This window comes from Anaerocolumna sedimenticola (assembly GCF_009931695.1).
Lineage (GTDB): Bacteria > Bacillota > Clostridia > Lachnospirales > Lachnospiraceae > Anaerocolumna > Anaerocolumna sedimenticola.
Map to the genome: position 1 here is coordinate 1,463,392 of NZ_CP048000.1, position 13,620 is coordinate 1,477,011.

A 13,620-nucleotide genomic window follows, 5' to 3' on the forward strand; every position below is an offset into this window, starting at 1 on the left:
TTCGTAGGTAAGTCCGGTACGGATCAGATACTTTTATCGATTAGAAATGCAGAGGAAATTATGGAAAATAACAAAAATAAGCAAACTAAAAACACAGGATACAATACAGGAGCAAAAAACAGAAATTCGGGAAGTAAGAAAGTACATACAAAAGCGAATTCAAAGAATACAAAAAACGGGAAAAAGAAACATTCCCGATTCAGAAGAAAACTACGCTGGATCTTACTTATTTCCAGTTTTGTATTTTCAGTCAGTGCGTTAATTGGTATTCTTACTTTTTATCTCATATACGGGGATGATTTTGAACGTTATCAAAAGGAAGCGGATCAATTTGTCAGTCAGTCGACGTTAGATACGTTCAGACAAACTGAAACCAGTTTGGTATATGATCAGAATGAAAAGCTGATATCCGTATTAAAGGGAGCTAAGGACGTATATTACCTGAAATACGAGGACATACCAAAAACTGCCGTGGAGGCCATGATCGCGATTGAAGATAAGAAATTTATGGAACATGCGGGGATTGACTTAAAAGCCAATGTGAGGGCATTTATAGCTTTAGTTAAGCATAAAGGCGGTGTAACCCAGGGAGCCAGTACCATTACCCAACAGCTTGCCAGAACCATTTTTTTAACAAATGAGGTAAGTATTGAAAGAAAATTAAAGGAAATCTTTATTTCTGTTGAATTGGAGAAAAAATACAGCAAAGAACAAATTATGGAGTTCTATCTGAATAATATTTATTTTGCTAACGGATATTATGGAATTCAGGCGGCCAGCCGCGGTTACTTTAATAAAACTGCGGATAAACTCAGTTTATCCCAGATTGCATTTTTATGTGCGATACCCAATAATCCTACGATATATGATCCAAGAGACCATAAGGACAATACCATAAAACGACGGGACAGAATACTGTTTCAGATGGAAAAAGACGGCTGGATCAGTAAAGAAGAATACGATGCTGCCTGTAACGAAGAGATTAAACTCGTACAAAAAAGGTCAGCAAAAACAATTATGTAGAAACTTATGTATTTTACTGTGCTACAAGAGCTTTAATGGCACAGGAGGGCTTTGAATTCAGGAATGAATTTTCCAGTGAGGAAGACCGTAAGAATTATGAAGAAAAGTATACGGAACTTTATAATCAGTATCAGAAATCCTTATATACTGCAGGTTACCGTATCTATACTTCCATCGACTTAAAGAAACAGAAAGAACTGCAAAAAGCAGTGGATGATAATCTGAAAGGTTTTACGGATAAGAATAAAGAGGGCATCTATAAACTTCAGGGTGCGGCAGTATCCATAGAAAACAAAACAGGCAGGGTAGTTGCCATTGTAGGCGGCAGGTATCAGGAAGCCTCCGGTTATACCTTAAACCGCGGATACCAAAGTTACAGGCAGCCGGGAAGTTCTATTAAACCATTAATCGTGTATACTCCATCCTTTGAAAACGGACATTATCCGGACGATATGGTAGTGGATGAGAAATTTAAAGACGGGCCATCCAACTCCGACGGAACTTATTTAGGAAAGATTACAATAAGAAAAGCCGTAGAAAAATCAAAGAACACCATTGCCTGGAAGTTATTCGAGGAGCTTACCCCTAAAGTAGGATTGTCGTATCTTTTAAATATGAATTTCAATAAAATAGAAGAAAATGATTATTATCCGGCGGCTTCTCTGGGTGGTTTTACAACAGGTGTGAGCCCGCTTGAAATAACTTCAGGTTATGCTGCTTTGGAAAATGACGGTGTTTACAGGCAACCAACCTGTATTATCCGGATAGAGGATTCCCAGGGAAATGTTCTGGTAGATGAAAATAAAACCAAGAAGAGAATCTATGATACCAATGCGGCAAGAATGATGACGGATGTATTAACCGGCGTTATTTTAAGGGGTACCGGAGCCGGACTGGGACTTGACGGAATGATAAGTGCCGGTAAAACCGGAACCACCAATGATAAAAAAGACGGCTGGTTTGTAGGTTATACTCCTTATTATACCACCGGGGTCTGGGTTGGATATGATATTCCAAAGGAAACGAATGAGTTGTCCGGTGCAACATTTCCGGGCTCTATCTGGAAACAATATATGAGCGTTATTCATAAAGGCCTGGAAAGCAAAGAGTTTACTCCATACGAAGACGGCCGGCCTAAGGATGTGGAAGAGGAGACGGTGGAAACGAAAGATACCGCAGAAACTAAGGATACGTTAGAGCAGACGAATGAGAATAGTTTTGAAAGTGAAGAAACAGATACCGGAAATGAAGATTCTTCAGATGGTTCCGTGGAGAATCCTGGTGATACTACGGATAACCCTGATGGAAATTCCGATGAGGATGGCTGGAATGATAATGGCGGTACAACAAATGACGGCGATGGGGAAGAAACTCCGCCTGACTGGGAAGACCCATCCGATAATGGGGACAATGTTAACAGCCAGGATGACGGCTCATGGAGCGATGAAGACAGCTGGGATAACCAGGGAAACAGTCTGGAAGAGTAAAAACCGTAGATGATAAAAAACACCCTCAAAATAAATAAAATAACGTAAGATAATAAGAAAACAAAGTAAAATAAAAAAATCAAAAAATTATATTGACTCTCCTGTTACATTAAGGTTTATCATACCTGTAAGGCCTTAATAAATAATAAATGTGTACACATAGGTGATGGATTATGTTCAAAATAGGTGATTTTGCAAAATTAAACCGTGTTACGGTTGCCGCTTTAAGGCATTATGATGCCATAGGGCTGCTGCGGCCGGAAACTACCGATAACTTTACCGGTTACCGTTATTATTCCGTTTCCCAGATGCCTAAGTTAAACCGCATCATAACACTCAAAGAACTTGGGTTTTCCCTGGATGAAATATCTTTGATTTTAAATCACAAATCCGGAGATACGCTTAAACTTCTTTTACAATTAAAGTATAACGAGATAAAAAGTAAATTAGAAGAAGAACAATCCAGACTTACCCGAATAGAAACATTTATGAAGTTGTATGAACAGGAGGATTATATTATGAAATATGATATTGTATTAAAATCTATTGATGAGATAAAAGTAGCAGGACTCAGGGATTTTATACCAAGTTATAGTGAACAGGGACATTTATGGATGGAACTTGGAGAGTATCTCGGTAAAAAAGGTGTAAAAACAGTACCGCCCTGTATGGTAATTTATTATGACCCTGGTTATAAGGAAGATAAGGTAGACGCAGAAATCATTGAACCTATTATGGGAGATCTGGAAGGAAATGACCGGATAAAGGTCAGAAATTTAGAAAGTGTAAAACAGATGGCCTGTGTTGTTCATAAAGGTTCTTACCAGACCTTAAGCTTAGCTTATAATGCCTTATCAAAATGGATTGAAGAAAACGGCTATACCATGTCCGGCCCACAAAGGGAATTATACCTGAAAGGAGAATGGGATTCTAAAAACCCGGATGAATATATAACGGAAATCCAGATTCCGGTTTCGGTTAATTGAAATTTGAGTCAAACCAGCTATAGTATAATGAATTAAAAAACCGGATAGGATGAATTTTATTCATCCTATCCGGTTTTTTGTCTTATTTCCGCGAAAGCAAAGTGAGAATTAGCAAGCTTGCTTGCAATAATTCGAACGCGCACGCGAACCGGAGAAACACGCAAAGCTTGTTTCTTACGGTTTTCAAAAAACTATCCTTATATTTTATATAAGTAAGGTTTTCTTTTCGTTTATTTCTTATATTTATTTAAAATATTCTGGATTCTTTCTGTAGGACTTAATAATTTACTGATGGAGGAATCGTGATTTAAGGTATCAATTAATAAAGCAATATATTTACTCATATCTACATTAATATAATAAGGTTTTGATAATAATTCTTCTGTCTGGTAAACCAGGTTTGTTGTTAAAACCCTATAGATTAATCCCTGTTCGTATGCTTCATCAAATTTGGAGAGACCATTGGTGAATAAACCAAAGGTGGATGCTACAAAAATTCTGCCTGCTTTTCTTCTTTTTAATTCTTTGGCAACATCGATCATACTCTCACCGGAGGAAATCATATCATCAATGATTAACATATCCTTGCCTTCTACATCAGAACCTAAGAATTCATGTGCGACAATTGGATTGCGGCCGTTAATAATTGTTGTATAGTCACGGCGTTTATAGAACATACCCAGATCCACTCCCAGGACATTGGCAAAATAAACGGCACGGTTCATGCCGCCCTCATCGGGGCTGATAACCATCATATGCTCCGCATCAAGATTAAGATCCGGTACTTTTTTTAATAAAGCTTTGATGAACTGGTAAGTAGGCTGTACCGTTTCAAAACTCTTTAATGGAATAGCATTTTGTACACGTGGGTCATGGGCATCAAAGGTAATAATACTTTCTACACCCATATTGGTTAATTCCTGCAAAGCCAATGCACAGTCAAGGGATTCCCTGGAACTGCGTCTATGCTGACGGCTCTCATATAAGAAAGGCATGATTACAGTGATTCTGCGGGCTTTACCGCCTACAGCTGCAATTATTCTCTTTAAATCCTGATAGTGGTCATCCGGTGACATATGGTTGGTATGTCCGCAAACCGTATAAGTTAAACTGTAATTGCAAACGTCCAAAAGCAGATATAAATCGGTACCACGGACGGATTCCCTGATTACACCTTTCGCTTCTCCGGTACCAAATCTTGGGCAGCCGGCATCAATAAGGTAAGAATCACGCTGGTATCCTGCAAATGCAATTGTAGAAGTGTGTTCGCTTTCTCTTGCCTTACGCCAATCCACAATATAATCATTTACTTTTTGTCCCAGAGATTTACTGCTTTCCAGAGATATGATACCTAAAGTACCGACTGGGATCGTTTCAAATATTTTTTCTTGCTGCGGCATTCTATTGACCTCCAATAAAATTTGATTAACAATGGCATTGAGAAATATGCCGTCGTTATATGTATGGTAAAATGTCCATTAACGTTATACCATTAACCTTTTAGTAAGTCAAGGCTAAATAGCAAACTAGGCTCTAAAATGTTACAGTTCAGCCTTGTAGCTGAACTGTAACTCTAAAATAATTTCTTAAGACGAATATCCTCACCGACAATTTTAAGAAGAGCATAATTGCTTGCAATTCTTGAAAATACGCGTTCACTGTAAATTGTATTAATATTATCCAAAGATAAATTGGTTGAAATAATCGTTGATTTTCTTCTTAAGAAACGTTCATTAATACATAGATATAATTGTACATTTACAAAAGAATTATTTAATTCCGTTCCAAGATCATCGATAATCAGTAAATCACAATCCAAAATATAATCAAACTGGTTCTGGAATTCAAAATTATCTTCTCCTTTACCAAACTTATTTTTCTCTAATATATCAAATAGCTGGAAAGCAGTAAGATAGATAACCGTATTAGCTCTGTCTAAAAGTTCCTTGGCAATGCAGTTGGCCAGAAATGTCTTGCCAACACCGGTATTGCCGTATAATAAGAGATTATTATATTCTTTATCAAACTGGTTAATATAATTCCGGCAGACTTCTACAACTTTCTTAATATTTTCTCTGGGTGTCATTCTGGTACTCGGTTCGACGTAATCCTCGGAATAATACTCATAGGAGAACGTATCAAAATTCTCTCTCATAATTGCTGTTTTTATGTTGGACTGGGAATAAACGATATCTACTATGGCCTGTTTAAAACAATGGCATTTTTCGTTACCGATATAACCGGTATCCTTACAATCCGGGCAATGATAGGTAGGCTGCAGATAATTCTCAGGATACCCGTGTCTCACTAATAACGAAGTTCTTTTTACAGAAGCTTCCTCCGTCATTTTTTTTAATCCCGGTAAAGATTCATTGTCACCCATTAAAAGAAGTTTCGCACTGGAAACCGCACAGGTTACAACCTCATCATCAATTTCCTTTAGCTCCGGTATGATACGATAGACTTCTTCTGTTCGAATATCCAGGTCATGTTTATTCTGTAACTGTTTCATATCATATTCCCTTAAAATCTTATTATACTGATAATTTTTTAAAGCCATATCGGACCCTCCTCTATAGGTTGTTGGTAATTGAGAAACTCCAATAATATATCGATATACCATGCTATAATACAATTTCAGAGCTGAATTTTGCCCGGAGGGCAACTGAAGCTCTGAAATTCGTATTAATTGTATGGTATAATTGAGAAACTACATAGTTTCTCAATTACCTAAGTTGTTTATTGTTTATGTAATAACCGCTGTTCCATGGAAGAATAATCTTCATCGGTGTAGGTTCTTTGAGGAAAAGCATTAAAACGGTTTCCCGGGGATGGTTTGGTATTAAGGGCAGCAGGTTTATTATTTGCTTTAATAGCAGCAATCTTTTGATGTTCTTCATCCAGATGGGATATCTGTGATAGTTCTTTAACACCTTTTTTATGCCAGTTTTCCAGTATTTTATCCGCATATTTAAAATCCGGTTTCTGAGTCTGCAATATGGTACGGTTGCAGGCTTCTACAATAATATCAATGGAAAATCCGTATTTATTAAGCCATTTGTTAATAAATTGTTTTTCAATCTGACCGGGAGCTCTGTTTAAGCCAAATGCTTTATTAACGGCATTGTAATTACTGTTATAAAGGGCGGTAGCTGCTTCTGCTTTTTCTACCGTATCGATACCCTCTTCTGCCCAGGAAAGAGCGACTGCCTCAATGTAGGAGGGATTCTTTTTATTTTTGGATACACAATATTCATACAGATACATAATTAATTCAGCCGAGAATCCTACACTTTCATATAAGTATAGAATTAACTGGAGATCCATGGGTTTAATCAGCCGGTCCAGATAGATTTCAATAATATTTAATAACCACTTTACTTCATCCGTATCGGTAAGCTGTTTAATCTGGGCTTCCGAATATGTGGGTTTTTCAAATATTCTGCCCGGAATGGTTTCACTTCTGTCAGTCAAAGCCGGTTCCATCTTTTCGTTTGATTCTTTTGTCATTGCCGCCACTGTTGCCTGAATTGTTTCCTGAATCGGATCTGCATCTTTAAAATTCAAGTTATTTATATCATTTATGGTAATGGAAATAATATCATTATCGGAGCCTCGCACGAGGGATATTAAATTTATCTTTTCCCAATAACACAGAGCACGAATAATATCCTTTTCCGTATCATCCAATCGGTCTGCAATGGATGAAATTGAAATCTCTATATCAGTGGGGCAGTTTATACACCGAAGCAGATATAAATATACCTTCACATAAGAACCGTTGGCAGAGGGCATAAATTGATCGATAAATAGATTCGGTATTATAGTTATATCTGAAACACTGTTAGAATTTAATATAATTGTACTCATATTGCCTTAACTCCTATCTTCGCGTTATGTACGCATTTTAATTACAGGGGGACTATCTTTCTTTATTTCATAAGAAATTGCGTCTTATGAGATAATAAAGCCCTCAGGGCAGGCTGCGCACTTGCGTGTATGGAATATGCCGGCCCTGCCGACCACGCTTGGCGCAAGAGTTTGCCATGCATACTCTTTGCCATGCAATTATATCACAGGTAAGATTATAAGGAAATAGGCTATTTTCCTGGAAATATTCCTGAGGCAGTTAATGTGGATAATGTGGATAGTGTGGATAACAGGCGATGTGAAATATGTAAAATAATGTAAAATTAAGTAGAAAACAATAAAAATCAATTATTCTTGTTCCATGTTACCAGTATTGTAAAGAATTATTATGTGAACTAAAAAATCCACAGCCTTATCACAGGGAAATTGTTGATAAGGTTGTGGATAATGTGGATAACTATATACCTAAGAGTGCTTCTCCTATGGTTACAACGTCTCCGGCGCCCATAGTTATCAACAGGTCACCGTTATTACAATTTTGTAATAAAAAATTTTCAATTTCATCAAAACTTTGAAGATAGTATGCATCTTTACCAATTTTTATGAGTTCATCCTGTAAATCCTTGGAAGAAATGTCTCCCGGATTGTTTTCCCTTGCCGCATAAATATCAGCTAACACGATTTTATCAGCAAGGGAAAGGGCAGAGGCGAATTCTTTCAGGAAAGCTTTTGTTCTGGTATAGGTATGAGGCTGGAATACACACCATGTGGTTTTATGGGGATAATTTTTCGCTGCCGTTAAGGTAGCTACCACCTCAGTGGGATGATGTGCATAGTCGTCAATAATGGTTACTCCTCCAATTTCTCCTTTGTATTGAAAACGGCGTTCGGTTCCTGTAAAGGAATACAATGCTTTCTTAATAACATCCAGAGAGATGTTTAAACTTCTTGCCAAGGCAATGGCAGGTAAAGAATTGGATACGTTATGAATACCGATTACATTTAGTTCGATATGGGTTAATCGTTTCCCATTTTCCATTAAATCATAATGGCCATGACCTAAGGAATCATATTGAATATTGGCTGCGGTATAATGAGCGGCAGTTCCGGGAACAGGGTCAGAGGATGTATTGATACTATAAGTCATAAAGGAACAGGGAAGATCTTTTGTAAAGTAAGAAACGTTTTCAATATCTCCGTTAATAACCAGAAGACCGTTCTTTGGAAGCCTTTCTGCAAACAGGCGGAAGGAATGACGAATATCATCCAAATCTTTAAAGAAATCCAGATGTTCGGACTCCACATTTAAGATAATACTTTTTGTTGGGTTAAATTTAAGAAAACTGTTTGTATATTCGCAGGCCTCTGTTATGAAGTGTTCGGAACGGCCGATTCGTATATTGCCGTTGATATTATCTAAGATTCCGCCAACAGATATGGTAGGATCTAAATTTGCCTCTAATAAAATTAAAGACAGCATAGAGGTGGTGGTAGTTTTACCGTGAGTACCGGATATGGCTATAGCATCCGTATAATTTAACATTACCTGTCCTAATAACTCAGCTCGGTCCATGATCGGTATACCTGCCTGTATCACGGCCTGGTATTCCGGATTTGATTCTTTTACAGCGGTGGTATAAACTACCAGATCTAAATCCGTAGTAATGTTAGAAGCCCTTTGGCCATAAAAAACTGTGATACCTAAGGATTCCAGATTTTCGGTTATTTTGCTCTTTTTTGCATCAGAGCCAACTACATTAAAACCTATCGTATGTAAAAGTTCGGCCAGGCCGCTCATACTGATGCCGCCAATACCTATAAAATGTACCTTAATGGGATTGCTAAAATTGATATGATACATAAAATTGCACTTCCTATCTTAATTGATTATTTTGTATTAACTATTAACAATAAATATAACTCTTCTTTTATAATAGCCTTATTTATATATTTTTATCTATAAGCTATTATAATCATTTCCTATAAAAATACAATTAAAAAATTCAGCATACCAACAAGATATGATAAAATTTGGTTATTGTAACTTGGCTCAATGCATACAAAGTAACAGAAGTATGATTTATTATTAATTTTTCAGAATTACCTGTCGGTAGCAAATATTTTTTATAAAGTTATGAATTAATTTATTAAGTAAATTTAGAGTAAAATTAGGTATAATGCTAAAAAAAGAATAATTAATTTTAAAATATTTGTAAAATTTATTCACATTTATGTAAAAGAATGGTATAATGATGTCAAAATAAACAATAGGAGGTGATTGCTTGATTAGAAAAGAAATGATTGCTATGCTTCTTGCGGGCGGACAAGGTTCTAGGCTTGGTGTCCTTACTTCGAATCTTGCTAAACCTGCGGTGGCATTTGGCGGAAAATACAGAATTATAGATTTTCCACTAAGCAATTGCATCAATTCAGGTGTGGATACCGTAGGAGTATTAACCCAATATCAACCCTTAAGACTGAATACCCATATTGGGATAGGGATACCCTGGGATCTGGACCGTAATATCGGCGGCGTATCTATTCTGCCTCCTCATGAAAAATGTAACAGCAGCGAGTGGTATACCGGTACGGCGAATGCCATTTATCAAAATCTTGAATATATGGAATATTATAACCCGGAATATGTCCTGATTTTGGGAGGAGACCATATCTATAAGATGGATTACGAGTCGATGCTGGATTTTCATAAGCAGCATAAGGCAGATATTACCTTAGCCACAATTCCCGTACCTATGGAAGAAGCCAGCCGTTTCGGAGTAGTTATTACCGATGATGAAAACAGGATAATCGATTTTGAGGAAAAACCACCCAAGCCCAGGAGTAACTTAGCATCTATGGGAATTTACATCTTCTCCTGGAGTATCTTAAAAGAAGCTCTGATTACCTTATCCGAACAAAAGGGCTGTGATTTTGGTAAGCACATAATACCCTACTGTCATGAACGGGGAGATCGGATATTTGCATATGAATACAATGGATATTGGAAAGATGTCGGAACCCTGGGGTCATACTGGGAATCTAATATGGAATTAATTGACCTGGTACCGGTATTTAATTTATATGAAGAGTTCTGGAAGATATATACCAAAGGTGATACCATACTACCCCAATACATAGCAGATACTGCAGTAATCAATAGGGCAATTATCGGTGACGGTGCTGAAATTTATGGTGAAGTGTATAACTCCGTTATCGGTTCCGGTACTTATATCGGTACAGGAGCTGTGGTAAGAGATTCCATTATAATGAAGGATACCATAATAGAGGACGGGGCTGTCATTCATAAATCCATAGTGGCAGAAGGTGCAAAAGTCGGAGCATATTCCGAACTTGGTATCGGGGAAGAAGTTCCAAACAAAAAAGAACCGTCAATTTATTCGTATGGACTCGTTACCATAGCGGAAAAATCAGTAATACCGCCCCATGTTAAAATTGGTAAGAATACGGCAATTTCAGGTTTAACCACAATGGAAGATTACCCGGACGGAATCCTTTCCGGAGGCGAAACATTGATTAAGGCAGGTGGTAAGCAATGAGAGCAGTAGGAATCATATTAGCCGGCGGTAACAGTAATAAAATGAGGGAACTATCGGGTAAAAGAGCGATAGCTGCCATGCCGGTTGCAGGGAGTTACCGTTGCATTGATTTTGCATTAAGTAATATGTCCAATTCCCATATACAGAAAGTAGCTGTGTTCACACAGTATAATTCCAGATCATTAAACGAACATCTGAATTCCTCAAAATGGTGGGATTTCGGCAGAAAACAGGGGGGATTATTCGTATTCACTCCAACCATTACGGCAGATAACAGTTTCTGGTACCGTGGAACCGCAGATACCATGTATCAGAATCTCAGTTTCCTGAAGAATAGTCATGAACCTTATGTAGTAATTACATCCGGTGATGGTGTTTATAAGCTGGATTATAATAAAGTGCTGGAATATCATATTAATAAAAAAGCAGATATCACGGTGGTAAGTAAACAATTAATAGAAGGAGAGGATGCAAGCAGATTTGGTGTTATTAGTACAAATGAAGATGGAAGAATAATTGAATTTGAAGAAAAACCACTTATGACAGCTGCTAATACCGTTTCCATAGGTATTTATGTTATAAGAAGAAGATTGTTAATTGAGCTTTTAGAAATGTCGGCAGAAGAAGACCGTTATGACTTTGTGAAAGATATTTTGATTCGTTATAAAAATCTGAAGAAAATATATGCATATGAGATGGATACGTATTGGAGTAACATAGCAACCGTAGATTCTTATTATAAGACAAATATGGACTTCTTGAAGAAAGACGTCAGGGACTATTTTTTTAAGGAATATCCGGACATCTATTCTAAAATTGACGATTTGCCGCCTGCAAAGTATAATCAGGGGTCTTCAGTAAAAAACTGTATTATTTCCAGCGGAAGTATTATCAACGGAGTAGTTGAAAATTCTATTGTGTTTAAGAAAGTTTATATAGGCAACAACTGTACCATTAAAAATTCCATCATATTAAATGATGTATATATTGGGGACAACACTTATATAGAGAATTGCATAGTAGAAAGCCGGGATACGATTAGGGTTAATACAACCCATATTGGGGAACCGGGAAATATCAAAATAGTAGTAGAGAAAAATGAAAGATATATACTTTAGACAATAACAAAAAGATAAATATTATTAAAGGGGGATCTACACAATGCAGATAACAGACGTGCGTGTACGCAAGGTGAGTAAAGAAGGAAAGATGAAGGCGGTCGTATCAATTACAATGGATAACGAATTCGTAGTACATGATATTAAAGTAATCGAAGGCGAAAAAGGATTATTCATTGCAATGCCCAGCCGAAAAGCAGGTGACGGGGAGTATCGCGACATCGCACATCCAATTAATTCGGAAACAAGGGATAAAATTCAAAAAATAATTCTGGAAAGCTATGAAATTGCGGCGGAAGAATTTGAAGAAAAGGAAATGTAGTAAAAAATGAGGGGAGTATCTTAATTGACTGTAAAGGGCATTTAAGATACTCCTTTTACATTTATTGATTGCAGACTAATATAGTAGTAGAGTATAATGGTAATTAAACTAATTATAAGGTATATAAGTGCGATAAGATAGAATAAGAAAATAGTGTAATTAAACGGGTAATAATAATCCTGGATATAAAAATCCTGGAAATAAAATATCCAGAAATAAAAATTCTTAGAAATAAAAATTCTTACAAAGAGTTTTGATTATAGATAAGTAGAGAAGATAATGAGAAAAAAGAGATAATGAAAAAAGGAGATGGTTTATGAGACAATTTTTTAAGTTTCTGTTTTCATTAATTTTCTTAATTCTGATTCTTTATACCGTTAATAACAGGTATCATTTAACGGATTGGCTGTTCTTTACCGGTTATGCGGATCAAACCGGAAATGAACAAATTTTTGTTAATGATGTGCGGAATGCCATGTTGGATGGATTAACGGAAATTGAACTCCGTTTTGTCGGCAAGGTAGAGAATATGGAGTGGTTTACGGAAGACGCCATTGATATGGTTTATGAAATAGATGATAAAAGAACTTCAAGTGATTATGATTACTTAAGATATAAAACCAACAGTATTTATGCTCATATTGTAGGGTTTGGCAATGTTCTTACCGTTACCTATGAATTTGAGTATAATGAGACTGCAAAAGAAACCTTACAGGTAGATGAAACAATTAAAAAGCTGTTTGAGAAATGGGAGCTTAATAAAAAAACTGATTATGAAAAAATTAAAAAGATACATGATTATATTATTCAAAATGCTTCTTATGATACGGATACGGAAAACTATTCTGCTTATGATAATTTAATAAACAAAAGATCCACTTGTCAGGGATATATGAGTATTGCTTATAAAATGTTTACTGAGGCGGGAATACCCTGCCGCATTATAACCGGAACCGGAAATAAAGACAGCCACGGCTGGAATATAGTACAATTAGACGGCAAATGGTATAACGTAGATTGTACCTGGGATGATCCATTGACTTCTGATGGAAAAAGTATTTCTACTTATGATTATTTCCTGAAATCGGAGAAAGATTTTAAAGGCCATAAAAGGGATGATGAATTTCAGAATGAAGAATTTATTAAAAACTATGTTATGAGTGATGTATCCTATAAAGAATAAATTTCGTTTTTAGGTAATTTTTCTTTTACATATATAATTATGTGGCATCAAAGAGTGGAATAATTTATATAACT

11 protein-coding genes are annotated in these 13,620 nt (G+C 36.4%); 7 read left to right on the forward strand and 4 right to left on the reverse strand.

The genetic code is table 11. The features are described 5' to 3' along the window. Positions 1-60 precede the first annotated feature (60 nt). The 3 genes from Ana3638_RS24945 (at position 61) to Ana3638_RS06530 (ending at position 3,496) form a co-directional block, all read left to right on the forward strand. Positions 61-1,023, forward strand: a complete 963-nt coding sequence (locus tag Ana3638_RS24945) for a transglycosylase domain-containing protein (protein WP_246240844.1) — start codon at positions 61-63, stop codon at positions 1,021-1,023. 35 nt (positions 1,024-1,058) lie between these two features. After that, a complete protein-coding gene (locus Ana3638_RS24950; protein WP_246240846.1) occupies positions 1,059-2,510 on the forward strand; it encodes a penicillin-binding transpeptidase domain-containing protein in 1,452 nt (483 codons plus the stop codon). 173 nt (positions 2,511-2,683) lie between these two features. Beyond that, positions 2,684-3,496 carry a MerR family transcriptional regulator gene (locus tag Ana3638_RS06530; protein WP_161837305.1) on the forward strand — a complete coding sequence of 271 codons (813 nt, stop codon included), beginning with the start codon at positions 2,684-2,686 and terminating at the stop codon, positions 3,494-3,496. Between the two features lie 230 nt (positions 3,497-3,726). Here the strand turns inward: Ana3638_RS06530 and Ana3638_RS06535 are convergent, their stop codons facing one another. The 4 genes from Ana3638_RS06535 to murC all read right to left on the reverse strand — a co-directional run bounded on the left by Ana3638_RS06535 (position 3,727) and on the right by murC (position 9,227). Continuing rightward, positions 3,727-4,896: a ribose-phosphate pyrophosphokinase gene (locus tag Ana3638_RS06535; RefSeq protein WP_161837306.1), complete on the reverse strand. Its 1,170-nt coding sequence runs from the start codon at positions 4,894-4,896 to the stop codon at positions 3,727-3,729. A 173-nt stretch (positions 4,897-5,069) separates the two neighbouring features. Beyond that, the gene (locus tag Ana3638_RS06540; protein ID WP_161837307.1) at positions 5,070-6,056 is read right to left on the reverse strand and encodes an ATP-binding protein; all 987 of its coding nucleotides are present in this window, start codon (positions 6,054-6,056) and stop codon (positions 5,070-5,072) included. Between the two features lie 179 nt (positions 6,057-6,235). Beyond that, positions 6,236-7,366: a DnaD domain protein gene (locus Ana3638_RS06545; protein WP_161837308.1), complete on the reverse strand. Its 1,131-nt coding sequence runs from the start codon at positions 7,364-7,366 to the stop codon at positions 6,236-6,238. A 457-nt stretch (positions 7,367-7,823) separates the two neighbouring features. Next, on the reverse strand, positions 7,824-9,227 hold the full coding sequence (gene murC, locus Ana3638_RS06550) for a UDP-N-acetylmuramate--L-alanine ligase (RefSeq protein WP_161837309.1): 1,404 nt from the start codon (positions 9,225-9,227) through the stop codon (positions 7,824-7,826). Positions 9,228-9,648: 421 nt separating this feature from the next. On the opposite strand from murC, the gene Ana3638_RS06555 reads away from it, so the two are divergent. The 4 genes from Ana3638_RS06555 to Ana3638_RS06570 all read left to right on the forward strand — a co-directional run bounded on the left by Ana3638_RS06555 (position 9,649) and on the right by Ana3638_RS06570 (position 13,546). After that, entirely contained in the window at positions 9,649-10,923 is a 1,275-nt protein-coding gene (locus Ana3638_RS06555; RefSeq protein ID WP_161837310.1) for a glucose-1-phosphate adenylyltransferase, read from the forward strand. Further along, positions 10,920-12,041, forward strand: coding sequence for a glucose-1-phosphate adenylyltransferase subunit GlgD (gene glgD, locus Ana3638_RS06560; RefSeq protein WP_161837311.1), 1,122 nt, complete (start codon positions 10,920-10,922; stop codon positions 12,039-12,041). The genes Ana3638_RS06555 and glgD overlap by 4 nt, the downstream gene beginning before the upstream one ends. Positions 12,042-12,084: 43 nt before the next feature. Next, a complete protein-coding gene (gene spoVG, locus Ana3638_RS06565; protein WP_161837312.1) occupies positions 12,085-12,363 on the forward strand; it encodes a septation regulator SpoVG in 279 nt (92 codons plus the stop codon). Between the two features lie 316 nt (positions 12,364-12,679). Beyond that, entirely contained in the window at positions 12,680-13,546 is an 867-nt protein-coding gene (locus tag Ana3638_RS06570) for a transglutaminase domain-containing protein (protein ID WP_161837313.1), read from the forward strand. Positions 13,547-13,620: the final 74 nt, after the last annotated feature.